We start from the raw sequence: 26,049 nt of genomic DNA, 5'->3' as shown, positions 1-26,049 counted from the left end.
AACGCTTGATTTTCAATAAAATAAATTTTAATAATTTTCAAAAATATATTTTAAAATATTCTTGTCCGTTTCTGTAAGATCGACTTTTCTACGCGCCATGACTTTCTCACAGACTTCGTAAGCTTTTTCGAGCTTAAACTTTTCATCGCACTTCATACCGCCCCACGAAAAACTTTCAACTAAGTTCGGTGGAAAACCTGATTTAAAAATATTAGAAGCCACACCTACAACAGTTCCTGTATTAAGCTGCGTATTAATCGCTGTCTTGGAGTGATCTCCCATAATTAATCCACAAAACTGCAGCCCTGTATCTTCGAATCTTTTGGATTTATAATTCCAAAGTTTTACTGAAGCATAATTGTTTTTAAGATTTGAAGAATTGGTATCGGCGCCAAGATTACACCATTCTGCAATCACAGAATTCCCGACAAAACCGTCGTGACCCTTGTTGGAATACCCAAACACGACAATATTGTTAACCTCGCCACCAATTTTGGAATGTGGGCCAACAGTGGTTGCGCCATATACTTTTGCACCTAGATTAAACTTAGAATACTCGCACAAAGCAATAGGTCCGCGAAGATTACACCCCTCCATGACCTCTGCATCTTTTCCGATATAGATTTTGCCAGTTTTACAGTTGAGGCTTGCAAACTCTACCATTGCACCTTCTTCGATAAACAAATCTTCTTTATTTCCTAGGAAACCACATGTCGAAGATAGCTCTTGAGAAGCGCGACCTTTCGTCAATAATTCAAAATCAAAATCTATGGCTTTATCATTATACGAAAACAAATCTGTTGGTTTTTTGAAAAACAATAAGTCCTCCGTCACATCTGTCATTTTCTCAATCTGATTAAGAGAAAAATTCTCCATATTGATATTGGCAACAAGCAATTCATTATCATAAACCAAAGCTTCGCCTAGTTTAAGATCTTTTATCTGTTGCAAAATCTCATTAGATGGTAAAAAATTCGGTACTATAAAGAGGCTTTGTCCAGTCTTTGGTTTTACAAATTTTTCTTGAAGAAAATCTTCGGTAATATAGAAGTGTTGGTCAATATTCAAAAGTTTTTTCCAACGTTCTGTAAAGGTCAAAATGCCGACACGCATCTCTGCGACTGGCCTAGTAAAAGTTAATGGAAGAAAATCTTCCCAATATTGTGCGTCCGAAAATACAAGTTGCATTGTTAGTTAGATGTTAGAAGTTAGATATTCGAAACTAGACCAAAATGGCATTTGCCAATCGATTCTATTTCTGTTAAAAAACAAATTTAACAAAAAAAGCTTCCGGAAATTCCGAAAGCTTTTATATTTCTTTTAATAATCTAAAATTATTTAGAGAATTTCTTGTACTTGTTCATGAACTTATCAACACGTCCAGCAGTATCAACTAATTTAGTTTTACCAGTGTAGAACGGGTGGGATGTTGAAGAGATTTCCATTTTGATTAATGGATATTCTTGACCTTCGAATTCGATAGTGTCTTTAGTATCAGCAGTAGATTTGCAAAGGAACATTTCGTCGTTACTCATATCTTTGAAAACTACCAATCTATAATTTTCTGGGTGGATACCTTGTTTCATTTTCAGAATTTTTTAAAATTTTTTGTTTAAATATGAGTTTCGGATGTAATGGAATCCTACCACTCTGGTATTTGAGATTGCAAAATTAAACATTATTTTCTAATTCGCAAATCTTTTTTTAATATATATTTGAGACAACAGGTCGCTGAGCCCGTCAAAGTTGGTAACTGAGTTTGTCGAAGTGCAACAACACGGCTTCGACAAGCTCAGCCACCCATCCCTCTCAATTCTTGTCTCCAGTCTCCAGTCTCTAGTTTCTAGTTTCCAGTTTCTAGTCTCTAGTCTCTAGTCCCCAATCGGTCACTGAGCTTGTCAAAGCGCCAACAACACGATGACTTCGGCTCTTCTCCGTCAGCAGCCATGCTCTATCAATCTTTATTCAAATTCTGTTTCTCGAAATTTTTCAAAAATGAAATTATTTTAGAAAAAACAAAAACATATATAAATGACAAAACATATTCTTGTACAACATAAAAATAAAATCTACAAAAGACTAACATAATTTTAAAAACAAAATAAAAATAGTCATTTATCTTAACAGGCTTCGGACTTTATGAAAAGCCTTTCAAAATCAGGAAAACACACAAAATAGTTATCCATATTCGCGAAAATGGAGCATATTTATTAAAAAAAACACGTATTTTAGGCCTACGTAATATATATTTGCGATTTCGTAATTTTTACAAAAAACATTTTATTAATGAGGTATCTATTATATACAATCTTCTTTTTTACAAGCATGACTAGTAGGGCTCAAAATTATGAAGAATACAACCGTATCTACACAACCACCTATCTCGATATTTCTCAAAAAAACTTCCCTAAAGCGCTGCAAATTGCAGATTCATTATACCAAACTTCTGAAACGCCATACTTCAAAATCCGAAGTCTCATGCTATCAGCATCGCTATTTCAACAATCGGGCAATGTCAACAAGGCTGTCAATTACGCCTTACAAGCGAAACAGCTTACTTCGGAGAGAGACGAGGACATTTGGAAGGCCAAAATTGCTGGTTTTCTAGCTACACAATATAGAAATCTGGGCCTTTTTGATCAATCAAAAATACATATTGATGAAAGCATAAAGGCTCTGAACAATATAGATAACCCACGTTTCTACAACCAAACAATAGGCTTTATCAAGCAAGAACAGGCATATTACGAATTGAATCAAAGGAATTATTTAAAATCAATTGAATTAATCAAATCGTCTCAACATTATTTTGATCTCACATCACAAAATAATCCCTTTATATCTTCCAACAACGACCAGCTCTTGGGATTAAATTATTTTTACCTAAATGATTTTGCCAAAGCTCTTGAGTACTACGACCTAGGATTGGACCGTATAAAAAACTTACCCAAAAACTATTATACTGCACTTTTGTATAATGGAAAGGCCAATGTGTACATCAAACAAAAAGATGTCAAAAAGGCTGAAAAAAACCTGAAAGAAGCAGAACTTATTGCAAAAGAATCTAATTATCTGAGCTTAAAAAATGAAATCTATAAGACGTCAAAAGATTTTTATATCCTCACAAAAGATATTGACAAAGTCCAGGAAACACAAACTAAGCAAGATTCTGTCATCGAAAAAATACGCGACAAATCGGTAGAATTTATAAATTCTTCTTACACCGGTTTACAAAAGGAAAATGAACAGATGGCGATAAAGTCGCAAGAGAAAACAATGGTTTCAATTATTATCTTTGTTATTCTTTTGTGTGTTGTGATGTATTTGTGTGTTTATAAAAAACGTCAAAAACAGAAGTTTAAAAAAATCCAAGAAATACTTGACAACATAGATTATTCTAAACAAAACACGCCAAGCCCCAATCCACTTGACGCCCGCTCAGAAGAAATCAGCAAGGAAAATAACGGCAATACACAGCAAAGTCTAATGACAGATGCCACTGAAAAAAAAATACTTTCCCAGCTCGAGAACTTCGAATCATCGTCCAAATTTGTTCAGAACAGCATTTCTTTGCCCTTTCTTGCAGCCAATTTTGACACCAATACCAAATATCTTTCCTATGTCATTAATACCCACAAAGGAAAAGATTTTAACAATTACATTAATGGTCTCAGGATTAATTACATCATTGTGTAACGTCCTGAAAAAATGATACAGGATTAGACCAATAAAATTTTATTTTAAACAGTACATATATTCGTATTTGTACTGTTTTTCTTTTTGTACGATTTTGGTATTAAATCTTGTTGCTGGTGCATTTGCATCGGTGTTAAATAATAGTTTGACAAATGCGGTCTTAACTCATTATAAATCTCTACGGTTTGTTTGACCAAAATCTTTCTTGTATTCAAATCTACATTAAATTTATCAATATCATATTCCTGTTTTAAAATTCCATTGATTCTTTCGGCTATGGCATTCTCATAAGGATCTGATTCTTGTGTCATACTACAACGGATTTTATGCTTTTTCAATAGCTTTTGATAATCATCGGAACAATATTGTAAACCTTTGTCTGAGTGATGAATAAGACTCTTCGGGTTTTCTTTTTTCAATGCCATTTTTAGAGCATTTAAACAAGATGCTGTAGCCAAAGAATCCGACACATCAAAGCCTACGATTTTCTTAGAATAAGCATCGGTTATCAAGCTTAAATAGGCTGGGTTTTCTCTGTTTCCCAAGTAGGTGATATCCGACACCCATACATTATTTGGTTTTTTGTATTGATAATCTTTAATCAAATTTTTATGTTTCTTAAAACGATGATACGAATTGGTAGTTTTGTGATAACTTCTTTTGGGAATGATTAACAAATGGTTAGCCCTTAAGAAGTCAAAGAATTTGTCTCTGCCAATTCTTAAATTTTCAAGTTTCTCTTTCAAAAGAAAATACAGTTTCTTTCCACCCATTTTTGGATGAATCATTCGCAGCTCTGCTACCCAATCCACAACCTGCTGTGCATTTTGTTGCCGCTTTGCTCTTCGTTTCAAATGACGATAATAAACCTGTCGGTCAACCCCGAACAATTCACAGGAGAAACTTATAGTTTCTTTTTGTTCCCTTCGGAAAGATTCGATAGTTCGGGTGGTGAGTTTTTTCGTATATCAATTTGATATTCCTCTTCGGCAAGGTTAATCATCATATCGAAAATAATGGCTTTTTTATCAGCCACATAAGCCTGTTTTTCAAGAAAGGTCTTCTGTTTTTGCAAAAGTTTTACTTGAGCTTCAAGCTCCATAATCTTTTGTTGTGGTGACTTTGGCATATTCGAAGGTGTTTGGTTCTCCCAATCAAAGGTACCAAATTTTCTGAGCCAACTCACAACTGTGCTTCGAGATTGGATGCCATACTTACGGCAAGCACCCACAGTAGATAACTCCCCACACTCGATTTCTTTTACAACACTCAACTTAAAAGACATACTGTAATCTCGCTGAGTGCGTTTGACATAATTGTTTCTTTCTTCCATAATAACGATTATTTTTTTTGTATCGCTATTTCAGGACGGGACATTGGAAAATTAAAAAAAGAACCTAAATATTTAAAATACAAAATCTCAAGCCTTGCCGAAGAAATTGGTTTCTCATCACAAAGTAAATTTGCTGCTGCTTTTAAGAAGGTAACTTCTGTTTCGCCCTCGGAGTTTATCAAGCATTTGAAGGAAAACGGATAAAAAATAGACTTAAAAAACCAGCACTTAACCCACCAACACCAAAACACCATAAACACCACAACACCAGCTTAATAGAGGTTAAAAACAAGCAAGCATTTTCACGAATTCGTACCTACATGTATTTGCAAAAGCTCTTCATGACGACTTAATATTGCAGCATAAATGATGACACATGTTAGGTTCTAAAAAGCAAATTAATCGAAAAAAAATCACCAACAATTGCAGGCGTAACGGCATTTATTACACCGCACTACTTTTTGCACTATCCATCAATTGGTATTCTTCTCAAATTTACATTTCGAGTAATACAAGTATTGTTACCAAAGACAATTCATTTATTTTCCAAAGCGACATAAACTCAAAAAATAAATCGAATGCTTCAAAAGGCGAATTAGATTCTGAAAAAAAATATCTTTCTAAGCCTACGGATACCATTAATAGATCTCAACCTCATCAGAATAAAGATTTGAGAATGAGTAACAAAAATCGAGATTTAAAAGCTTACAATCTGTCATTTCTAAAAGTATATCTTGCTACTACTGCATACATCTTTCCATTTTGGTCATAGCGCTTTTATACCAAGTATGGCCACGCTACAAAGCTTTATGTGATTCACTCATAATCCTGCTTATCTGCAATTTTTAAATAAAAAACCAAATGAAAAATTATACTATAAATTTCGTTTTAGCATCGATGTTTATAATGGCTTCTAGCCTTTTATCTCAACTCAAAGCCCAGAACTTTTGTACTTTAGGATGTAATTCAAACGCGTACATCAATAGCCAGGATCCCAATACAATTGAATACGACAACCTAGTATCTTCTTTTCACGCTTCTATAGCCAAAGAAAAAGATGGAAACTTTAAAGTTTGGGGACAAAATAGTGGTAGCAATGGCTCCTCCGATTTATTAAGCCCAACCAAAATAGAAGCAGGGACTGGAAATGCCAATTTTAACTATACAGGAACACCACTTAAGGCAACTACAGGCAGCATAAGCAACACTGGTCATCAGTTTGTACTGTTAACAACCGATGGACTATATGCTTGGGGAAATACAAACACTTTAATAAGCTCTACAATAAAAAGCACTACTGCTTTTGGTAAAATTACAATAAATGCCAAGGCAGATGGCCTACCCGCAGGCGTTTCCCCTTCTGATGTTAAAATGATGTTTGGCTCGTATCAAACCTTAGCCATTGTAACATGCCAAGGAGAAGCTTGGGTATTGTCAATGTTAGGATCAAAAAACGGGGATGGCTCAACGCAAAACGCGACAAATAATGTAATTTGGCATCGTGTCAAAACATCAGCCACAGGCAATCCCAATCTTGACAAAGTGGTGGCACTGCGCGGAACACCAAATGCCTTGATAGCTCTAACCTCCGAAGGCAAAGTATTTACCTGGGGAACAAGCACTTATATTAACAACAATGCGACCTCATCTAACAGGACCTATGCTACTGAAATCTCTTTACCGAGTGGCGCAACTCCCAAAATGATAGGAATGACGCAAGCATCGGCAAGTCAACAGACATACTATTTACTTTCTACAGAGGGGAAGCTATATGCCATGGGTAACAATGCCAATCGTCAGTTAGGCGATAATTCAACAACATCTAGCAACAACTGGAAAGAAGTAACAGCCACATCTGGATCCAATACTTTAGGAGGAAATATAGCTTGGATGTCTCCAAATGAACATTCCAATTATGACAATTCGGCCGCCATCAATGTATTAACTAAAAATAACAAACAATGGGCTTGGGGTTCCAACAGTGGCAATATGATTGGAGGAGCTTTAAGCAACAGTTATTACAACCCTATTTTTATGCCTGGGAACAGCACCAATGCCAATGGCCTTAGCCTAACAGATGAAGTAATCGCTGTTGAAACTGGAGGACATACGACAGTGAATGTAAAAAAATGCTCACAAAACTTCGGTTATATTGGCCACAGAACCAATGGAAGTATGGGCGATGGCACCGATACTAGCTCCAACCCCAACACCTTTAGCTATGCAACTTCCATTCTCATTGTATGTGGTACAGACTTAGGCCCAAGTGTTAAAAATTTAAAAATATGCCCTAACAAAACTGCAGATCTTACAAATGCTATTTTAGAAGATAATCCCAATGAAGTTGAATGGCACACCGCCAACGATCCTGAAAGTCCACTGGTAACAAATATCAAAGCAGTAGGACCAGGCACTTACTACGCCTTCTATACTGTAGCAGCAGGAAAATGTAGATTAGTAGGCTCCATCATAACAGTTTCCTACTATAGTTCGACCGAACCAGACTACCCTTGTCCGTGCTTCAATCCTGCTACCTCAGGTAATGGCCCCGACACTAAAATGGGAATAACATTATTACAGAGAGCAGGCACACAAAACCTAGACAACTGGCCAATGCTCAGAAAATCAGGCCATATCGCCATAGAATCAAATAAAAAAGGCTTTGTTATCAACCGACTATCTACTGTCGAAATCGAAGGCCAAACTTCGCCATCCTTTATAGCTCCGAAAATAAGTAATCCACAGGAAGGAATGATGGTTTATGATACAGATCTTAATTGCATAAAATTATATGCTGATGGCGCCTGGAAATGTTTTAATACGCCAGCTTGTCCATAGGCAACTTATATATATTCGTAGTAGCTTTAGTATCAAAAAAATAACATCATGAAAAAAATAATTAGCATCATCGCTTTAGGCCTCGTTGTAATATCAAATGCACAAGTCATTATTGGAGATAATATAGGCACAGTTCCAAACGGCCAAAAATCATCCGTTTTACTTGAGTTTGCTGTTGGCCAACAAAAAGGCATTATCCTCCCCTACGTACGAACACTCCCCGCAGGCATAGAAGTTTGCACAGGTACATTTGTCCTTGATGCAAGCAACCCATCAAAAGCCAAAGTCAAATATTACAATGGTATCATCAATGCGACAAATCCTGATGGTTGGTTTGATCTAAGCAGTGACAACGAAGCCGATGTTACATCAGCCTTATTGCATCAACCACTAGCTGTTAATGAAAATTCCAATTCTAAAGTAGTCATCGGTGCTGCAAATTCTACAAACCCTGGCGCATTGGTTTTAGAATCTGATACCAAAGCCATGGTATTGCCAATGATAGAGAGTACAGACCAAATTATCGACCCCGCGCCAGGCATGTTAGTTTACATTAATAAAACAGGCGCTAAAAGATTAGCCGTCTACAACGGTAAAGCATGGACATATTGGAAACCCTAAACCGACTAACTGAATTATATTCGTATTGAGAAGTACCCAACAACACGATGACTTCGACGCCGCTCAGCCACCCACCCCTCTCAATTCTTATATCTTGACTCTAGTCTCTAATCTCCAATCTCTAGTCTCTAATCTCTAGTCCCCAATCCCTAGTCCCCAATCCCTAGTCTCTAATCTCTAGTCCCCAATCCCTAGTCTCCAATCTCCAATCTCTAATCTCCAGTCCCCAATCCCTAGTCCCTAGTCCCTAGTCCCCAGTCTCCAATCTCCAGTCTCCAATCCCTAGTCCCCAGTCTCCAGTCTCCAGTCTCCAGTCTCCATAAAACACATCTTAATAATCATTGGGAGCTAAACTTGTCCAATGTAGCATCAAAGATATAGTCCGATGCTGTAATATTTTGCGCTTATACCCTCGTACAGTAAAATACCAAAACAAGCATTTATATTATTATTTTCATGGTCGTCTAATTTTTTTAATTCACTGTATTTTTTTTAATCGAATCAACTTTAATAAAGTTTCTCTGTGCTTAGCACTTTTAGCCCATTGTGGCAAACGCGAAGCAATACTGTCGTTTTGTGTGGGAATTCCGTTTCTATTTCGGTCTTTGCTAGCGATATAATTTTCTATAACTTCTAAATGCATTAGGTTATATGCCCAGATAATGCCCCAAGGCGTTTCTATAATATACCATAACGGAAAGTTGAAGTACGGATCGGTTTGCGAATCAAAAAACAAAACCCGGGCATATTTTGTAATTCCTCTACTATTCGTAAAAACCGGAAACTTGGGCGTATTAGCATACTTTATTGCATGCCCACATTGCATACAGGAAAACTGTATATCATCTTCAAAACCAAGCGTATTACTAACAGCTTGCCCGCCAGAAACAACTGCTTTCTTTCTGCACCGTGGACAAACAATCGCTATCGAATCTATAAAATCAATGTTTTTTAATTGATACGGATTGGTTTTCATGTTAGAAGAATTAGACATTGATTAATACTTTTTAATAAGATCTGTTACTATTAAACAGCCGAAATTAAATGCGTTAATGGTTATTATTTTCTCCTAATATCTTTCCAATATTTAGCTTTCTCTTTGTCTTTTTCTATGCCATTACCGCCACGGTTATACATTTCGATAAGGTTATCTATATAGCTTTCGTTTTTCTTTTCGCTGTTGTAATATTCTTCATAATATTTAATGGCTTTGGCGTAATCTTTTGTAATGCCTCCCTCTCCACTAAAATAAATATGTGCTACTAAATATTTTGACCGAAGCTGTCCAGCATTCATAGCTCCTTCGTAATATTCTAAGGCTTTTTTCGGTTGCTTGCTTCTATATAAACCACCTAATTTTTCGTATCCCAAACCTTTGTCAATATCACTCATTTTTTCATACCAATATGCTGCTTTCTCATCGTCTTTAGGAACATCATATAACCCTTCCTCGTATATTTCACCAAGGTTTTTCATAGCATTCAAAAACCCTCCTTTTGCTGCTTTATTATAATATTCCATACCAACCTGAGGATTTTTAGGAACTCTGTCTCCATTACAATAAATTACCCCTAAATTAAATATGGCTGTTAGATTACCTTTTAATTGTGATTTTTTAAAATGTGAAATTGCTTTTTCATTTTCTTTATTATTATAATATAATACTGCTAGACCAAACAAACCGTCCGCACTCCCTAAATCGGCTGCCTGCTGGTAATATTCCATAGCTTTTGTTGCATTACCATCTTTATCGGCATACCAACCCAATCCGTAAAAACCATAAGGATATCCTAATTGTGTTGCTTTTTCGTAATATTTTTGGGCATTATCTTTGTCAATTTCGGCGAGTTTTTCAGCTGCATCACCATTGTCATTTTCCAACGCTTTTAAATACCATTCTTTGGCTTTCTCGTTATCTTTTTTTACTTCATAGACGACTCCCAAGTTACGCATTGCCCAGCTATTGCCTTTTTGTGCCAATTTTTCGTATAGCGGAATGGCAATATCGTAGTTTTTGGCATCATGTTCTTTTTTAGCTTTCTGGAAATCGGCACTCTGGCGTTCTTCCAACTTTAAAGCCTTTAATGTTTTTTCGATGCCGTACACCACTTTGTATTTTTCCATAGGTACATCATCGCTTTTTAGTTTGTTGAGGTATGCCATATATTGGGTCACTTCTTCGTAAAGCGGTTGCATAGTTGGTGCTCCAAAATTTCCCATATCGGTAACAGCATACAAACTTTCTATTTTAAGGTACGACACATTAGGTGTCCATCTACCTAACTCCTTTTCGGTTTGATTTAGGTGTTTTATAGCTGTTTCGTAGTTTTCTTCTGTAAAAGCTTTTTCGGCTTCTTCAAACTCTATGCGGGCTTTTATATCGTTTTGTGCTTGGGCAAACGTAAAAGCGAAGATTAAAATTAAAAATGTGTATAGTTTTCTCATGATGTTGATTATTTTGTTAAGTTATAAGTAATTCCAATGAAAGGTGCGTGGATGTATCTCTGAATATAATTGACTTCAACATTGGACAATTTAAAATCTACGTGATTGTCTAAATTAGATGAGTTAAATTAGAGAGTATTCTCGAAAATGTCAATTCGCATTTCTTCCCAATTTCCATCTATAACCGATGTTTTTCCATAAATATACATTTGAAACATTTTATATTCTCCATCTACTCTCTTTTCATTAGATATAAGAGTAATTCTATATCCTTCTGGTTTTGTTTCTTTTTTAATAAGAGATTTTGCTCCTGTTGTAAAATCATTCCATTGTTTCGTCGTTATATTTAAAAATTCGCAAAATTCTTCAATAGTTAAATTTCTTTCTATATTATTTTTTGCTCTATTGTGCCATTTTATTTTTTTCTGTATTTTATAATCTTTTACACGATCTTCTCCTGGAGTATGAGTCCTTAATTGGGTTAAATAAAATTTCCCATCGGTTTTACTCTCATTACCTGTGTGAAGACCTATTCCTCCCCAATTAACAAATTTGTTAATATCCTTGTCTGAAATTCTTGTATCCCATCCACTTCCCCAGGAAGGTCTTACCCAAGTTGTAGGTACACTTGCTATAAAATCACCTACTGTTGTTTCTGTTATCGGAAAATCCGCAGCTAAGCGATAGACCATTTCGTTATATTGCTTTTGTAAATCTGCTGTGCGGTTTGCTTCTTTTTCGTAAGCATTTTTGCGTTTATCCAAATCCATTTTTATACGGTAAACGTCCATTAGCTTGTCTTCGCCAAGGGCATTTTTGTCTTTGTGTTTGTCGAAATCGGCAATGGCTTTTTCTAACTTTTGGTAATTATCTGCGCTTTCTTTGGCGGTAACAATTTGATTGGTTATCATAACCTTTAAAAACAACATAGGCGGGTTGGTACTGCCCAAAGCGGTTTCGGCTTTTTGAAGATAATCCAACGCTTCGGGATATTGTTTGGCATCAAACTTTTCCTCAGCCATTTGGTACGCCATTTTGGCCTCGGTAGGGTTTTGTGCGTAAGTAACTGTTGCTACGCATAAAAAGATTAAAATTTGTAAAAACTGTTTCATATTTTTTTTAAGTATACTATTTGTAATTGATTTTAATTGTAGGTTTTTGATAATAGAAAAGCAGAACACTTACGAATAATTACTTACTCCAAAAATCAACTTCTTTTTTTGTTTCCTTTTTAGGCTCTGCTTTTTTATCTTTTGTTTGTGTACCCCAAAAGTCGGTTTCGGTGTTTTGGGTATTGTCTTGTTTTTTAGTTTCGGTTTTTGTTCCCCAAAAATCAGTTTCCGAAGTAGTGGTTGTTGTATTTGGCTTTTGTTCTTTTACTTTTACTTCCACTTCTTTTACAGCAAACTTGGCATTAGGTGCAACCTCTAACAGGGAACTGCGGTAATTTTCGGCTTCACTTTTATTGGTAAAATACCCCATTAAAACCGGACTGCTGATACCGGCGTTTTCAAAGGTTCGCTTTACATTGGATGTATAAGGATACGTTCCGTCGCTGTAACGATAAACAGGAATTATGTTGCTGATGCTCATCGGTACGCTTTGGTTTTTATCCCAATCGGCTTTGTTGCTGTTATAGGCAAATACATACAACACGGGAGCGGTTATTTTGTGTGCACTTAACGGCATTCCGCCTTCGGTATAGACTTTACCAATCTCCGTACGGATAGCGATTAAAGCGTCTAATTGTACTTTTTTTATTCGTGCTTCTTCTTCTGCGCGTTGTCTTTTCAGCTCTTCTCTTGCCTCATTTTCTGCTTTATTTGCCGAAATTGCAGAAGCAATAGTTCCTATAGCATTGGTATATCCTGAGTAATCATAGCCACTGGAACCTGTACTTATTACATTTGAATAAGCTTGTACAGCTTGGTTAGTAGATGCTTGCATTTGACTACCCATTGCCGATACTTGACGCATTTTTTGATTAAAAGCGGCATTGAGTTCTTCAATACTCGAATAACCACTGCCCAAATCTTTAGCATCTCGCATCCCCTCTTTAGCTGCCGACATCGCATAAAAGCTGGTACTCATATTATCCCAGTTTTGTTTAAATTCGGCATCGCGTTGCTGGCGTTCTGCTTCTTGGCGTTCCATTTTTTCGTAAATCTTATTCGCTGCTTCGCGTTCATAAACCATTTTATCTACTTTACGCGCGCCACCTAATTCTTTTTTATAATAACCACCAGCACCATCAGTAAAATATTCTCCTTCTTTAACGCCACTCAACTTATCTTTAAATTTAGAATCGGCAACAAAATTTTCGTCTTTCGGATACAAGTCTTTGTTGTTATTGTTTGAGGTTGTTGACTTTTTAGAAGAAGATCCATCTCCCCAAAAATCATCAGTAGTTTTGTTGTTTGATGTTGTTTCATTAGACGTATCATTATTAGATGTCTCTTTTTTAGACGTTGTTTGCTGATTTTTAGTTTCGGCTTCTTTACGTTTCTTTTCTTCCTCTTCTTTTTTCTTTTTCTCTTCGGCTTCTTTCTTCTGTTTATCTAATTTTTCTTTTTCTTCCCGTTCTTTCAGACTAAGATTTTCAAAATCTGTAATTTTCATATTCATTACGCTATGTATAGCAGTATATAAAGGTGTCCCATAACTGTCTTTTCCAAACTGAAACCACTTTTCTTTTGCGCCATATTTTCCTCCTGTTGGTGTAAGAAAATAACGCATATAAACACCTCCCCAATCTGCAACAGATTTTGGGTCATAAACTTCACCTGGTTTTAATTCAATCGTATTCTCCGAAGCTACACGTTCTACATCTCCGTTATGAAAATGAACCTCATAATTAATCTTGAATTTTATTTTGTCTGTTGTTATATTCTTACAAACAATTTTTAAATCTTGATGTCCTTTCCCAGCAGTTACCCATTGGTAACTGTATAAAAGAACCACTTCTGGGCGAGAACCAACTGTTGCTGGATTTGACCACTGCGACTGTGCCCTTGCATCTACTGCGATAAGCAAACAAATCATCCCAAAAATGCCTGCTATAGTTTTAGTAATAGTGTTCATGTTTTTCTAAATTAGAATTGATCAATCAAAGGTATTTTGGGTAAATACGTAAAGCAATACCCACTAGAGGGTATTTTAATAAAAATTTATATATTTGATACCTATAATTCCCATAATCAAAATATTTCGGAATGTTTTACCCAAAAATATTTATCTATTCCTTAAAATATGAAAGAATTTGATAACATTTCGCAAAAGCTTTACCAGATTGAGCGTAATCTCTCTAAAGATTCTTTTGAAATAGCCGATATATCGGAAGTTATTCCCGCTTCGATAATGGTTCATAGTTTAAGTGAGGGAGTTCCGCAGCAGATTACCTATATGAATACCTGGGGCTGCCATCATTTAGGAGTGGAACTGGATGAGCTTAATGCCATGCAGGCACATTACTACGACCAGTTCTTTATCCGTGAAGATCTGGAAGATATTTATCCGAAACTTTTAGCTTACTGCAGCGAAGGGAATCATACCACGCAACTCAATTTCTTTCAGCGGGTAAAACTTTACAAAGCTGATAAGCATCAGTGGTTTTATACAGTATGCAAATTATTGGAAAACAACAAGGGGGATCAGCAAAGATTAATTATGCTTTCAACCCCGATTGATGGTGTTGGTACCTTGATGGAAAAGGTAAAACGGGTGTTAGATGAAAATGAATACATTACACGCAATTACAAGAAATTTGCATTACTTACCAAACGCGAAAAAGAAATTTTAGCATTACTAAGCGCAGGGAAATCGTCACCCGAAATTGCAGATCAGCTTTTTATTTCAAAAGAAACCGTTGCAACGCACCGAAAAAATATTATACGAAAATTAGATGTAAAATCCTTTGCCGAATTGCTGCGTTTTGCTTTAGCTTTTGATTTAATTTCTTAATTTTTGGCTCTTAACTCTAGTCACCAGTATCCAATCTCTAATCTCTAATCTCTAGTCTCCAATCCCAAGTCCCCAATCTCTAATCTCTAGTGTCCAATCCCCAGTTTCTTGATTCTTGATTCTAGTCTCTAATCTCCAATCTCTAATCTCTAATCCCTAGTCCCTAGTCCCTAGTCCCCAGTCTCCAATCTCCAATCTCCAATCTCTAGCCCCCATCCCACCGCGCGAAGCCGAGATTGAAAACAAAAAAGCTGCACCATTTCAGATGCAGCCCCATTGTTAATATTTGTTTTATTTCTTAGATAACCATCGGTTTTTAATAAAGAAAATAATTAGCATAACTACTTGACTAAATGCATAACTAGAAGCACCTCCCAAGCCTGCTAGCAAAATTGTTTTCAAAACCTCATTCTTCTCAAACTGAACCAAAAGCACCAAACCTACTCCGAACAATGTGCTAGCCCGCTGATATACATCATTATAATACATAACTTATCGCTCTTCTTGTTTTATTGCAGTTTGACTTATAGCACTGGCAATACCCCCTGCAATAGCCACATACCCAGCGATCTTTACAACAATCAAAGGAAGACTAATCGGGGCGGTACTTATAACACCGCTTATCGCCGTTAGGACTAAACCGATATTGCGAATACTCTGAAAAAATTTAGGCGTCGGTGACTGCATTCTTTTAATTATCTTATTCATCATGAGCTTATTAAAAGTTTAACAATATGCCCCTGATCCATAATAGGAAAAAGCAAATCTTTTAGCTTTTGCATTGCCAATCGCGAAGAATAGCCTCTCCCTTCTCCAGTATGACCTGTGACAGGAGCTATACAGCCTAGCAACTCACGTTCTGCACAATTCGCAGGATGCACAAGAATCAGACTCCTTCCAGGAACATCCATAAGCTGAAAATGCCAACCGTGCCGTGAGCTATAACGCTTAGAAAGTCTATATTCACCTTCTGGCACGCAAGAACGTTGCTTAGCATTTTTATGCCATCCCAGCTCTATACATTTACACAACTCACGCCCATCATGATACAATCTGCCATTAGTACCTTTAGACATATAGGTTCTTAATAATTGTAATTCCATAACCTTCATATTAAGTTCCCAATACTTTAATAATCTGTAGTGCGTTGTAGGCCCCATTCTTTAAAACATAGGTTTCACCATTCACTTCCTGATAAAAAGAAATCCCCATTATCAAGAACATAGGATGTGTACTACCAGCTGTCAAGGCATTTTGTAATTGGATTATCGATGTCACATTGTTGTCCAACTCAAGCGTGGCAGACTCAGATTGCGCGCTAATATAGACTGCATTTTCGAAATCAATCTCAACTGCCGCAGACACAATTTTAAAATGAGTACTACCACTGGGGGCAACAACATAATCTGTCGGAACAAACGCAGCAAGCTCAATATGAGCATCACCTGTTACCCGATCTAGCGTAGCGCTTATAGGAGCAAATAATGTTGTACTTAGCTTTCCTTGAATATTAAACTCAAAGCCTTCCAAAAGTTCTGCCTCTCCATCTATGACATTTCTCAAACCACGAGGATTGGTAGCATCCATCTGAATAACTTTCAGCATTTCTTTAGTCAAACGCCCCACCATTCTACTATCAGCGGAAGATCTAAGTAAAGCCTGTATCGAATTCCGCAAAAGCTTACCTGCCTTACCTGCTCGTCCAAACTCTGCACCATTCTCTCGAGTACGCTGAAAAGCAGGATCATTCAATATACGCTCTGCGGAAACACCGCCTTTTTCTCTGGCCATATAGCCATCTTTGGAACGATAAAAAGTAATATCGCCTATTGTACCATGAAGTTTTATGATACCTTTTTGTCTTGCCATAATATTTAAGTTTTTTTATTAATGCTCAGGTGTTAGGTACACCTGCTCAAACCTTTGTGATCACAGCACAAATATTAAACTTAAACACCTGTAAAACAAACAACTAAGTGCAAACAAGCCGATTTTGCCGATTCATTTCTTTTTTGCCTTTTTCATTACCCAATTATAATCAAACTTGTAAGTCTTTCCTTCTCGTAAATTATCATACTGAACCTGTCAAAGCATCTAACATATCTACCAATCCCCAATCCCTAATCCCCAATCCCCAATCTCTAGTCTCCAATCCCCAATCCCCAATCCCTAACACCCCACAGCCTCATCAAAACCATCCATATACAAACACAACACCTCTTCTAAATGATGCAAAAATTTCGTGCGATCAACTTTTCGATACCGAAGCTCACCTATAGTCTTATGATAATTTCCAAGACCTGTATTAAACAACTTTTCAAAAACCCGTATAAACTCCGCCAATTCAATAGAGCCCGCATTTATAGACCGGCTATGGTACAATGCGAATAGCAATTCGATAAGAGCGGATTTCGATCCCGTCCACTGAAGAGCCGTAAGCGGAGATTCAGAATACTGATCTTCTGCCGACCTGTTTTTCAGCCTATCTAATTTTTGTTGTAAAAAGACCTCAAAAGACTCATTGGCAAATACCTGTGCTAAAAGATGATCATAAGCAGTACAAAAACGATTGTCATAACTGTGGTAATCATTCGGAATTTTTTCATTAAGATCAAACCTAAAACGTAAAAAATAACGTTTGTCATTATGACTCGCACCACGACGGTAGTAGGAAATAAAATCGCGGTGCTCACAACAAAATAAATTCATTTGCTCCAACTGATGTTCAATAAGGCGCTTGGTAATACGTGGAGAATTCACTGGAAAAGAAACCAAACATTCTATCTTTTTTGAAAGAAAAATAAAATGACCACAAAATTTTGCCTTCCACTTTTTAAAAAAAATGATCTCACTAGACCAATCCGCAAACTCATGCTTTAGTACCCATGATTTCAACAGCTGGATGCATGCATCCACTTCCATGAGCTGATATTGGGCACACAGCAACTCATTGCTTTGTTGCCTTTGGAGGTGTTGATTTTTTCTAAGGAGTTCCTCCCAAAGTTCCTCGGTTTTTTGTAATAGTAAATGTGAATCCATATATTAAAAGTTTAGTTCCCGTAAAAGACTAAAAACTCCTAAGCACTACATGACTTCCCTTCTTTTCTTAATAAAATCAATAGGTCTTATCCCATTGATTTCATAAAACTGCTTGGAAAAAGTTTGGCGGTTGGCTATGCCACATTCCTGTGCCAAAGCCTCTATGGTATAATTAAGATATTTCGGTTCGGTTTCTAACAATCTTGTGATGTAACCTATCCTTAGCTGCTTGATATAATCATAAAAACACAACTTTTTGTGCTCATTTAGGACATACGAAAGATGCGTATTATTAGTTTTGATACGCTTGGCAAGACGAGATAAGTTCAACTTGGGATCTAAGAAAGCCTTACTCTTTTCAAAAGATGTCAAACCTGCAAGAATAGTGCTTACAACTTCCTCAGAATAATCATACTTCCTGCTCAGATTAACAAGAACTTCTTTTTCAATAGGCATCGCCTGCACAACAGTCTGTTTAGTGTTTCGCATTCGCACGAAAAAGAGAACGAAAACGAAAACACCAACCACAATAACAAAAGCAAAAATATAATATGGAAAAAAACGATGAGTTTCTACATGTATCCCATTGGCTAGCTGTGGATAATAATGATGATTAATAGCAGTCGCCAACTGTGGAAAATCAGATACGATAAGACTGTCCGCCTTCACCAATTGTGCAGTATAATATTTACAGGACTTTTTATCACCCCGCTCTACAGCCTCCGCTATCAGCAACTCGTAATTGCTGCGTATCTCAGGTATAACGTATAAATGCTGGTTAAATATACTATCAACTTTCTGCGCATAGCAAACAGAAGAATCCGCCAAACTTTTCTTATGATAAGATTTAGCAAGGTACAAGTAGATCAATGCATCGGCAGCAACATCTTTAAAAGTTTTTAGCTGATTATAGGACATTTTCAGTTCTTCAATACATGTCGTGTAATCCTTTTGATAGTACTTACGGATAGCCTTTTCTTTTAGAAGATAAGCCTTTTCTTGTGCATACCCATGTCCACTTCTTAACACAAGACCATCAACCTTTCCAAACAGACTATCTACACGCGTCCATTCTTTCCTCATGCGATAAATAATCAACAACTGATGACTACTATTAAGATAACCTCGGCTAAAATTATAATACGCTGTTTGATGTTTGGCTTGCGACATTTCTTTAGAAAAAAAAGACGCCGTCTTTTCTAAAGCCTTCGCTGCATCATCATAATAACCCAAATAACTTTTCACCACACCGATATGATACCGCAATTTATTTTGAAGATAAAGATCCTTGGAGTCTTTCAGATAATGTCCAGCAGACAAATAGTTGGACAAAGCCTCTTTATAATTACGTTGATTAAAATAATGAACAATGCCTTTCCCTAAATAAGACTTAGCAATAAGATCATTTTTATGCGACAGCAGAGCCGCAGCAACTGCACTGTCAGCAAAGGCCAACTTCCGCTCAACACGCCCCGTATAAAAAATGGCATCTTCATACCCATATACAACGCGTTTGTAGTCATAATCTCTTTTAGCAAGATAAAGTAGTCGTTCTATATAGGGCAGTGCACTTTCATCATTTTCTTTTTTAGATTCATACAACCGCTCAATTTCTGCGTAAGTCCCATTATGGACTTGCCCATATATATCGCTTCCAATACATAATAACAGAAAAACTAAAACAAATCTAATCATACCTCAAAAAAAGATCAAAACTTATTTTATAACCATCCTTAGCATATTCTTAGCAGCCCACACCACCAACAATAATTAGAACAATTTACATAAAAATAGAATATGCCTCAATATTATAAAAAATAGCTTGTCATTATGTAACCACAGTTACCTTAATTTACTTCCACGATTGCCCTAAAGCTTTGTTTTTCAAAAGCATTGAAACTAATTTCGAATCAGAATTCTACGAACAATCGGTACCGAGATTAATCTTAAAAATCTCATTATGAAAACAATCCTTTCAATATTTAGCATTCTTTTGTTATGCATTAACATCTCATGCGTACCAAATCAAACCGAACAAGACGACCACCTGCCAATAAGCTTGCAGGCCAATAAGCAAAATCCACATCAAGACAGCATTGTTGACAACACCTCAACAAGCAACGCTCTAGATCCAGACGATGAAGAACCCCGAAAAGACCGCCAACAATGGCGGACACCACAATAGATGCCAAAAAATCAGAATAAAGAAGCCGACATCATCGTTCCTACTGGCCAAGTATGCCCCTTTAGTGGCGAATGGCACGTGGTAGGCCTAGTCACCACGAGTATTATTCTCTCAAAAGGCGATATTATGCCAACTTACCTGGGCAAAGATGTACTATGGCAACTCATACATAAAGGCTAGCAATATGTACTAATAGCAATCGAACATAAAATAGTATTAAATGAGAAACTTTAAACAAACCATTATCAACATAACGACTTCATTCCTGATGCTCTTGTTTTGTTATGCTGCAATAAGCAAAATTCTGGATTTTGAAAACTTTCAGGTTCAAATTGCACAATCACCATTGCTTAGTGCCTATGCTGGTTTTGTATCATATTCGGTAATAATTGCAGAACTACTAATTGTTGCTCTTTTAATGATTCCAAAAGCAAGACCAGCTGGGCTTTATGCATCATTTGGATTAATGCTAGCCTTTACTGTGTACATATACCTTATTCTCAACTATAGCGATTTTGTACCCTGCTCTTGTGGTGGCATTCTCGAAAAAATGGGATGGACAGAGCACCTCATCTTTAATACAGCCTGTGTACTACTTACTCTTTATGCTATTATGGCCCAACATAAGCTCAAAATCGAAAAATCACAAATAGATGAAATAAAAGAGCGACGAATGTTAAAAAGAAGCAGAATATGGCTAGCTACTAAGCTTAGTATAGTCACCTTGCTATCATCAACACTAGTCATCAGCATGTTCTTTTCATCCGAATACATTATTAAAAAGGAAAACAATTTTACGCGAAGATTTATACCTCATGGAGCTATACTCAATACAACTTATAATCTAAAAATTGATTCTTACTACATAATTGGTATATTTAAAGATAACGTAATTCTAGGCAATATCACAACACCTCTTGTGCTATATACATTAAATACCAAAACGACTAAAATAAAAAAACTAATTATAAAGCCTGACTACATAAATCTTCCCTTTAAAAAGTTACAATTATCTACAAATCCTCCTTTTTACTATTTATATGATGGCACAATACCTATAATATATCGTGGAAATCTGGGAGAATCAAAAGTTAATACTATCAGTTATAAAAATGGATATTTTAATCAATTAATTAACATAGACAGTCTAAATTTTGTTTTAAGAACCCAGAGCAGGCAGAACCAAGCTTACACCCTTGCTACTTTGCACATAGATTCATTACCTCAAATAGAACTTAAATCAAATATTTTAGAAAAACAAAGTGATGGCGTTTTTGATGTGGACGGGAATATTTTGATTGACAATAGAAATAAAAAAATAGTTTATGTATACTATTACAGAAATAATTTTCTTGTAACTGATAAAAATCTACAGAATATACAAAGATATAATACCATAAGCATTAGTACAATAACAACAGTAAAAAGTAAAAAACTAAGCAATGGCTTATCTAAAATGGTTAGTCCACCACCGAAAGTTAATGGAAAAAGCTCAGTTAATAATGGAACAATATGCATACAATCATACTTAAGAGGCCGACATGAATCGAAGAAGCAATGGGCTAATTCTTTTGTAATTGATTTCTACTCTATCCTACAACAAGAATACCTTGGCAGTATCTATATTGCCAAACCCACTAAAAACAGTACCATAAAAAGTATACAATTACAAAATAAGTATTTGTACATCATAGTAGATCGACAGTTGTTCCGCTATCATTTTGTCGATCGCATGATAAAAAAAATAAATAAAGGGGAAGCCGAAAACCTTACAAAGAGTAGGCAAAACTAAAATCACGTATTATGAAGCGATTTATTATTCCAGCAGTTGTTTTATTAATTGGAACAACCGCTGCATTGGCAAGTCAAGCATCTAAGAAAAGTCCAAAAGCGATTGTAGATGCTTATGTAGTTGATTCCACAACTGGCAAATGTATAAAAACAAGCCAGCGTTGTAGTACTGATCCTGGGCCTGTATGTACATGGAGCCAAGACAGTAGCAAACATTTATTTGCTCTTGACGAATCCGAAGCTACAATGTGTGGCCAAGAATTATCTGAACCCTAAAATTAAGGATGCCAAAAGGCATCCTTTTCTAAAGCATTTTTTTTATCCAAGCTTTATCTTTCTCATCTTTCAAAAAAAAAGCCCACCAATCTAACATCTTAACATAAAGCTCCTGAGACTCTATAGTAGCATTTCCCAAATCGTGATTCTTTCCTGGAAAAAAGAGAGCAATTGTTTTTTTATTGTTCCTTTTTAATGCCATAAAAAACGACAGGCTGTGTTCCCATGGCACATTTTTATCATTTTTACCCGACCACAACAATATTGGAGCAGTAACCTTGTCTGCATAATAAATAGGATTATTTTTGATATACAATTGCTTATTTACATGAAAGGGATAAGGCATATTATAGATACCCGATTCGAATTGAAAAGCATATGCCCTATTGAAGTTATACGAATAGTAAGCTTTAATAATATCGCTATGCCCTGCCCCCGAAATATACGCTGCAAAACGAGTAGAATGCGTTGCAATAAAATCGACTTCGTAACCCCCAAATGAATGACCAATAAGACCAATTTTGTTCGTATCTATAGTCTTAATATTCTTAACAGCATCCAAAGCATTATTCACACAATAAAGTGCCGAAAGACCAGCACCAATAGACTCTGGAATAACATCTGGAAAGAAAACAAAATAACCTTCTCTAAGCAAAGCATACAAATCGAAGCCTAAGGGGGCTCTCAACCCCAAACCTGGATACACATAGGTGTTTGACTTTGTAAATTGTCGCTCATAAATATGAACTACCATTGGATATCGTTTTGTTTCATCATAGCCTAAAGGATAATACAAAACGCCTTTCAGTGGTTTATTATCAACACTCAAATAATTTACTACATGTCTATCAATGGAATATTTTGACGGTTTATTAAAAACAATATCTTCTTTTTTACTTTTGATATCAAGCAATGAAATATAAGGCGAGGTATTATAATTTTCTTGTACTGATACTATCCTATTAAAGTGTTTATCATATATAAAATCCGAAATCTTATTAGGTGTAGGTAAAATAAGAGGACGCAAAATCCCATTTTTCCATAAGCTATAAGATGTTAAATTACTATTATTATCTTTCTCTTCAAAAAGAATTTCAGAATCTGAAATAAGCGTCGAATTATAAATCCTGTAATTAGAAACACTTGTTAGACTTTCTTTTTTTCTATTAACTATTTGTGCATTATCTACATTAGAACTGAAAACCGACAACTCGTTTCTAACTAAATCATACTTTAAAATAGCTTTATCAGTCTCTAACAAAAGCCAGTTATTATTGCTATTAAACACAGGATTCTTTGCTTGAAAAGCATCAATAACTTGCGTTGTAAATGTATGCGTATTAAATACAAGCCACTGATTTTTCTTATTTCTATAAACCAAAAATTTCCCATCTAAAGACATAACCATTTCAGACTGTCTCAAATTATCAATTTTATGAAAACAAGAGGTTTTGATATTAAAAAGACTAAAATCTAAATCGTAATAAAAATCTATTTTATCATTGTCATTGATTGGATTAAAAGCAATTAGAAAATCAGGATTATTAGAAGGCATGATTAATGAAAAATCATTGATAGGAACAGGTTTTAAATCGTTAGAGGCAAACCTCCAAATATAATACTCCACCCTCTGTTGATGTTTTTTATCAAACTCCGTCAAATTAACTTTATTGGCATACCACACCTCAGCAACCTCCATTTTAGGATTTTTAATCATTTTTTTTAGCAATAATCCCGATTGATTCGCTAATGCGGACATCATTAAATCTTCATCCACTCCAAAACCAAAAGGCAAACGCATAAATGTTTTATCATAAATACATAATACAATAACAGCCTTTTTATCAGCATCGATCTCTGTAATGAGTAATTTGTCAGCGTTACTAAGATACTCCCAATCCACTATCTCTTTTGTTGTAGAGTACAATTGAACAAAACGAGTCCCTACAAGCTTAGCAATTTGATTATTCCCAGCCTTATTCTGATGAACAAAAAGTTGCTCATTTTCCTCATTGTAAATGAGATCTACAACTCCCGACAACACCAAAATCCGTTTAGATAAAGCATTATAAACAGTCAAATTATTGGAGTCATCCAAAATATAATACAAGCCTTGACTGGCGATACCACCGACCTTTTTAACCGAATTATATTCCACAGTCAGGTTAGAATATAAATCTTGGTACCTTACCCTCTTCTGATCACAAAGAAGAATGGCCTTATCTTGAATAAAAAAACTATTCTCCTTAAAACCTACAAATCGTAAAGAAGGCATAGTATGGCTATGAGTATTTTTTATCACAATAGTATCATTATTAAGAAGATACAATGGTCTATAAGCCAACCATTGCTTATTATAAGAGGACGCTATTATTTTAACATCATAATAAATAGAGGCTTTCGACTGGGAAGAATCCTTAACAATCTGACAACCAAATTTTGCCGATAAAAGAAACAAGAACAAAAGAAAAGTATTTTTCATCTAGTAACCATCGTTTTGAGGGTTGAGATTTCGATTTAACAATATATCACGTTGAGGAATAGGCCATAATTGGTTATGACTTTTCCAATTGGGCTTATTCGCACTTAAAAGACTTAAAAGCCCCAATCTCTTTAAATCAAAAAACCGATGCCCTTGTTCTACAAAAAACTCCCTACGGTATTCTAATGCTAATTCTAGCATCAGATTATCTGAGGAATAAACGCCCGACAATCCAGCTAAACCAGCTCTTTTACGAGATACATTAATAAAAGGGATAGCCTCTAGGCTGCGGCCTTGCCGAATTAGCGTTTCTGCCATTAGAAGATAAGCCTCATCTATCCTAAAAATAATAGAATACTCATCTGTATTTGCCGACAAATTTTTATACTTAGACGAACGGTACCATGTATTAGAATTAGAAGACACTGCAGTAATCCAGTTTACTTTTCTAAGATCCATATCTGTAAACTGACCAACAAGATCAGGCGATAACGAATATAAGGTAGGCGCTGCATTATTAAAATAATAGAGACTCCCTTCTGGTGTTGGAACACCTTCTTTTAGTGGTTTTAACTGCCATAAAATATGCTTCCCAGATTTGAGAAATACTTTCTTAATATCTTTTTCTGGTTGATACAATGAAAAATTAAGTACATCGTTCAAAAAAACTTCCGCAACAGACCATTTTTTTTGAAGTATAGCAACTTTTGCCAACATTAACGCTACCACTTTTTTATTTGGATAAAGACGTTCGGCATTTCTGTAATCATCTTTTAGCAATGAGGCCGCTTTTTGAAAATCTAAACGAATAAGCTCTAATAATTCGGTTTCAGGTCGTTTAGATAACGACATATTAATCGTATAATTTGTAGACGTAATATAAGGGATATCACCATAAACTTGATTTAAATAAAAATAAACTAAAGAACGAATAAAAAGTGTTTCGCCCATAATATTATCGTGTACATCTTGGCTAAGTGAGGTTGATTTTTCTAGCGACTCTAGAATAGAATTCGCTAAATAAATTTGTTGCCAAGCAGCTGACCAAATTGTATAAACCGAATCATTGGTATCGATTAACAAATTAGTATAAAGATCATAAGTAGAGTTGGGGGTATTTTGAGAATACGATATAAGGTCATCGGTATAAACGCTTAAAAATGGCGCTATTTTGTCCCCTGCAAGAGGTGAGTTTTTTTGCAAATCGGCATATAGACTACTTAATGCAGCATAAGCCGTTTGATTATTTTCGAACACTGTAGATTTATCCATTTGATTTTGTGGAACATCTACATCTACTAATTTATCGCACGAAAGCACAGAACACAATATCATTAGAATAACTATTGTAATTATTGATAGTATTTTCATAATAGGTAAAAA

Annotated in this window: 25 protein-coding genes; 8 read left to right on the top strand and 17 right to left on the bottom strand. The window is 35.7% G+C overall.

Annotated features, from left to right (window positions below; all coding sequences use genetic code 11):
* Positions 1-27: 27 nt before the first annotated feature.
* Positions 28-1,188 (bottom strand): GlmU family protein, encoded by a 1,161-nt coding sequence (locus G6R40_RS12240; RefSeq protein WP_165135924.1) that lies wholly within the window; start codon positions 1,186-1,188, stop codon positions 28-30.
* A gap of 146 nt (positions 1,189-1,334) precedes the next feature.
* Positions 1,335-1,586: a type B 50S ribosomal protein L31 gene (locus tag G6R40_RS12235; protein WP_165135921.1), complete on the bottom strand. Its 252-nt coding sequence runs from the start codon at positions 1,584-1,586 to the stop codon at positions 1,335-1,337.
* Positions 1,587-2,286: 700 nt separating this feature from the next.
* Here G6R40_RS12235 and G6R40_RS12230 point away from each other — a divergent pair.
* Positions 2,287-3,696 carry a tetratricopeptide repeat protein gene (locus G6R40_RS12230; RefSeq protein WP_165135918.1) on the top strand — a complete coding sequence of 470 codons (1,410 nt, stop codon included), beginning with the start codon at positions 2,287-2,289 and terminating at the stop codon, positions 3,694-3,696.
* Between the two features lie 44 nt (positions 3,697-3,740).
* On the opposite strand, the gene G6R40_RS12225 is transcribed toward G6R40_RS12230, so the two are convergent.
* Both G6R40_RS12225 and G6R40_RS15200 read right to left on the bottom strand, forming a co-directional pair.
* Entirely contained in the window at positions 3,741-4,586 is an 846-nt protein-coding gene (locus tag G6R40_RS12225; protein ID WP_262887648.1) for an IS3 family transposase, read from the bottom strand.
* Positions 4,587-4,600: 14 nt separating this feature from the next.
* Positions 4,601-5,029, bottom strand: coding sequence for a hypothetical protein (locus G6R40_RS15200; protein WP_228455840.1), 429 nt, complete (start codon positions 5,027-5,029; stop codon positions 4,601-4,603).
* Here G6R40_RS15200 and G6R40_RS15350 point away from each other — a divergent pair.
* From G6R40_RS15350 to G6R40_RS12205, 4 genes are all read left to right on the top strand, one after another.
* Complete coding sequence (locus G6R40_RS15350) at positions 4,988-5,233, top strand: helix-turn-helix domain-containing protein (RefSeq protein ID WP_165137709.1); 246 nt, start codon at positions 4,988-4,990, stop codon at positions 5,231-5,233. The two genes, G6R40_RS15200 and G6R40_RS15350, sit on opposite strands and share 42 nt — an antisense overlap.
* Positions 5,234-5,405: 172 nt before the next feature.
* Complete coding sequence (locus tag G6R40_RS12215; RefSeq protein WP_165135915.1) at positions 5,406-5,801, top strand: hypothetical protein; 396 nt, start codon at positions 5,406-5,408, stop codon at positions 5,799-5,801.
* An 89-nt stretch (positions 5,802-5,890) separates the two neighbouring features.
* Positions 5,891-7,867 (top strand): hypothetical protein, encoded by a 1,977-nt coding sequence (locus tag G6R40_RS12210; RefSeq protein ID WP_165135912.1) that lies wholly within the window; start codon positions 5,891-5,893, stop codon positions 7,865-7,867.
* Between the two features lie 48 nt (positions 7,868-7,915).
* Positions 7,916-8,488, top strand: a complete 573-nt coding sequence (locus tag G6R40_RS12205; protein ID WP_165135909.1) for a hypothetical protein — start codon at positions 7,916-7,918, stop codon at positions 8,486-8,488.
* Positions 8,489-8,966: 478 nt separating this feature from the next.
* On the opposite strand, the gene G6R40_RS12200 is transcribed toward G6R40_RS12205, so the two are convergent.
* The 4 genes from G6R40_RS12200 to G6R40_RS12185 form a co-directional block, all read right to left on the bottom strand.
* Entirely contained in the window at positions 8,967-9,482 is a 516-nt protein-coding gene (locus tag G6R40_RS12200; protein ID WP_165135906.1) for a hypothetical protein, read from the bottom strand.
* A 65-nt stretch (positions 9,483-9,547) separates the two neighbouring features.
* Positions 9,548-10,933, bottom strand: a complete 1,386-nt coding sequence (locus G6R40_RS12195) for a tetratricopeptide repeat protein (protein WP_165135903.1) — start codon at positions 10,931-10,933, stop codon at positions 9,548-9,550.
* A gap of 128 nt (positions 10,934-11,061) precedes the next feature.
* The gene (locus G6R40_RS12190) at positions 11,062-12,045 is read right to left on the bottom strand and encodes a hypothetical protein (protein WP_165135900.1); all 984 of its coding nucleotides are present in this window, start codon (positions 12,043-12,045) and stop codon (positions 11,062-11,064) included.
* A 79-nt stretch (positions 12,046-12,124) separates the two neighbouring features.
* Entirely contained in the window at positions 12,125-14,014 is a 1,890-nt protein-coding gene (locus G6R40_RS12185; protein ID WP_165135897.1) for a hypothetical protein, read from the bottom strand.
* A 168-nt stretch (positions 14,015-14,182) separates the two neighbouring features.
* Here G6R40_RS12185 and G6R40_RS15345 point away from each other — a divergent pair, with 168 nt between their 5' ends.
* Positions 14,183-14,893: a LuxR C-terminal-related transcriptional regulator gene (locus G6R40_RS15345; protein WP_317164523.1), complete on the top strand. Its 711-nt coding sequence runs from the start codon at positions 14,183-14,185 to the stop codon at positions 14,891-14,893.
* A gap of 291 nt (positions 14,894-15,184) precedes the next feature.
* Here the strand turns inward: G6R40_RS15345 and G6R40_RS12175 are convergent, their stop codons facing one another.
* The 7 genes from G6R40_RS12175 to G6R40_RS12145 form a co-directional block, all read right to left on the bottom strand.
* Positions 15,185-15,382, bottom strand: coding sequence for a hypothetical protein (locus tag G6R40_RS12175; RefSeq protein WP_165135894.1), 198 nt, complete (start codon positions 15,380-15,382; stop codon positions 15,185-15,187).
* Positions 15,383-15,385: 3 nt separating this feature from the next.
* Complete coding sequence (locus G6R40_RS12170; RefSeq protein ID WP_317164522.1) at positions 15,386-15,604, bottom strand: hypothetical protein; 219 nt, start codon at positions 15,602-15,604, stop codon at positions 15,386-15,388.
* Complete coding sequence (locus G6R40_RS12165) at positions 15,601-16,053, bottom strand: DUF5675 family protein (protein WP_228455860.1); 453 nt, start codon at positions 16,051-16,053, stop codon at positions 15,601-15,603. Before G6R40_RS12165 ends, G6R40_RS12170 begins: the two co-directional genes overlap by 4 nt.
* Positions 16,007-16,762: a hypothetical protein gene (locus G6R40_RS12160; RefSeq protein WP_165135891.1), complete on the bottom strand. Its 756-nt coding sequence runs from the start codon at positions 16,760-16,762 to the stop codon at positions 16,007-16,009. The genes G6R40_RS12165 and G6R40_RS12160 overlap by 47 nt, the downstream gene beginning before the upstream one ends.
* A gap of 300 nt (positions 16,763-17,062) precedes the next feature.
* Positions 17,063-17,932: an RteC domain-containing protein gene (locus G6R40_RS12155; RefSeq protein WP_228455859.1), complete on the bottom strand. Its 870-nt coding sequence runs from the start codon at positions 17,930-17,932 to the stop codon at positions 17,063-17,065.
* A 45-nt stretch (positions 17,933-17,977) separates the two neighbouring features.
* Positions 17,978-19,627: a helix-turn-helix domain-containing protein gene (locus tag G6R40_RS12150; protein ID WP_165135888.1), complete on the bottom strand. Its 1,650-nt coding sequence runs from the start codon at positions 19,625-19,627 to the stop codon at positions 17,978-17,980.
* A gap of 308 nt (positions 19,628-19,935) precedes the next feature.
* Positions 19,936-20,124 carry a hypothetical protein gene (locus G6R40_RS12145; protein ID WP_165135885.1) on the bottom strand — a complete coding sequence of 63 codons (189 nt, stop codon included), beginning with the start codon at positions 20,122-20,124 and terminating at the stop codon, positions 19,936-19,938.
* 213 nt (positions 20,125-20,337) lie between these two features.
* On the opposite strand from G6R40_RS12145, the gene G6R40_RS12140 reads away from it, so the two are divergent.
* Together G6R40_RS12140 and G6R40_RS12135 are read left to right on the top strand one after the other, a co-directional pair.
* Complete coding sequence (locus tag G6R40_RS12140) at positions 20,338-21,909, top strand: MauE/DoxX family redox-associated membrane protein (RefSeq protein WP_165135882.1); 1,572 nt, start codon at positions 20,338-20,340, stop codon at positions 21,907-21,909.
* Between the two features lie 11 nt (positions 21,910-21,920).
* Positions 21,921-22,184, top strand: coding sequence for a DUF6520 family protein (locus tag G6R40_RS12135; RefSeq protein ID WP_165135879.1), 264 nt, complete (start codon positions 21,921-21,923; stop codon positions 22,182-22,184).
* A gap of 28 nt (positions 22,185-22,212) precedes the next feature.
* Here G6R40_RS12135 and G6R40_RS12130 read toward each other — a convergent pair whose 3' ends face one another.
* Positions 22,213-24,666, bottom strand: coding sequence for an alpha/beta hydrolase family protein (locus tag G6R40_RS12130; RefSeq protein WP_165135876.1), 2,454 nt, complete (start codon positions 24,664-24,666; stop codon positions 22,213-22,215).
* A complete protein-coding gene (locus G6R40_RS12125) occupies positions 24,667-26,037 on the bottom strand; it encodes a RagB/SusD family nutrient uptake outer membrane protein (protein ID WP_165135873.1) in 1,371 nt (456 codons plus the stop codon).
* Between the last annotated feature and the right edge of the window lie 12 nt (positions 26,038-26,049).

Source organism: Chryseobacterium sp. POL2, assembly GCF_011058315.1.
GTDB lineage: Bacteria > Bacteroidota > Bacteroidia > Flavobacteriales > Weeksellaceae > Soonwooa.
This window is presented reverse-complemented; position numbering and strand designations above follow the sequence as displayed.

Bases quoted from the DNA above. Each gene is read 5' to 3' on its own strand.
- G6R40_RS12190 (WP_165135900.1), bottom strand. From the start codon at position 12,045: ATGAAACAGTTTTTACAAATTTTAATCTTTTTATGCGTAGCAACAGTT.
- G6R40_RS12175 (WP_165135894.1), bottom strand. From the start codon at position 15,382: ATGTATTATAATGATGTATATCAGCGGGCTAGCACATTGTTCGGAGTA.
- G6R40_RS12210 (WP_165135912.1), top strand. From the start codon at position 5,891: ATGAAAAATTATACTATAAATTTCGTTTTAGCATCGATGTTTATAATG.
- G6R40_RS12135 (WP_165135879.1), top strand. From the start codon at position 21,921: ATGAAGCGATTTATTATTCCAGCAGTTGTTTTATTAATTGGAACAACC.
- G6R40_RS12125 (WP_165135873.1), bottom strand. From the start codon at position 26,037: ATGAAAATACTATCAATAATTACAATAGTTATTCTAATGATATTGTGT.
- G6R40_RS12150 (WP_165135888.1), bottom strand. From the start codon at position 19,627: ATGATTAGATTTGTTTTAGTTTTTCTGTTATTATGTATTGGAAGCGAT.
- G6R40_RS12235 (WP_165135921.1), bottom strand. From the start codon at position 1,586: ATGAAACAAGGTATCCACCCAGAAAATTATAGATTGGTAGTTTTCAAA.
- G6R40_RS15345 (WP_317164523.1), top strand. From the start codon at position 14,183: ATGAAAGAATTTGATAACATTTCGCAAAAGCTTTACCAGATTGAGCGT.
- G6R40_RS15200 (WP_228455840.1), bottom strand. From the start codon at position 5,029: ATGGAAGAAAGAAACAATTATGTCAAACGCACTCAGCGAGATTACAGT.
- G6R40_RS12155 (WP_228455859.1), bottom strand. From the start codon at position 17,932: ATGGATTCACATTTACTATTACAAAAAACCGAGGAACTTTGGGAGGAA.
- G6R40_RS12195 (WP_165135903.1), bottom strand. From the start codon at position 10,933: ATGAGAAAACTATACACATTTTTAATTTTAATCTTCGCTTTTACGTTT.
- G6R40_RS12160 (WP_165135891.1), bottom strand. From the start codon at position 16,762: ATGGCAAGACAAAAAGGTATCATAAAACTTCATGGTACAATAGGCGAT.
- G6R40_RS12205 (WP_165135909.1), top strand. From the start codon at position 7,916: ATGAAAAAAATAATTAGCATCATCGCTTTAGGCCTCGTTGTAATATCA.
- G6R40_RS12200 (WP_165135906.1), bottom strand. From the start codon at position 9,482: ATGTCTAATTCTTCTAACATGAAAACCAATCCGTATCAATTAAAAAAC.
- G6R40_RS12185 (WP_165135897.1), bottom strand. From the start codon at position 14,014: ATGAACACTATTACTAAAACTATAGCAGGCATTTTTGGGATGATTTGT.
- G6R40_RS12230 (WP_165135918.1), top strand. From the start codon at position 2,287: ATGAGGTATCTATTATATACAATCTTCTTTTTTACAAGCATGACTAGT.
- G6R40_RS12240 (WP_165135924.1), bottom strand. From the start codon at position 1,188: ATGCAACTTGTATTTTCGGACGCACAATATTGGGAAGATTTTCTTCCA.
- G6R40_RS12215 (WP_165135915.1), top strand. From the start codon at position 5,406: ATGTTAGGTTCTAAAAAGCAAATTAATCGAAAAAAAATCACCAACAAT.
- G6R40_RS12140 (WP_165135882.1), top strand. From the start codon at position 20,338: ATGAGAAACTTTAAACAAACCATTATCAACATAACGACTTCATTCCTG.
- G6R40_RS12130 (WP_165135876.1), bottom strand. From the start codon at position 24,666: ATGAAAAATACTTTTCTTTTGTTCTTGTTTCTTTTATCGGCAAAATTT.
- G6R40_RS12170 (WP_317164522.1), bottom strand. From the start codon at position 15,604: ATGATGAATAAGATAATTAAAAGAATGCAGTCACCGACGCCTAAATTT.
- G6R40_RS12165 (WP_228455860.1), bottom strand. From the start codon at position 16,053: ATGGGGCCTACAACGCACTACAGATTATTAAAGTATTGGGAACTTAAT.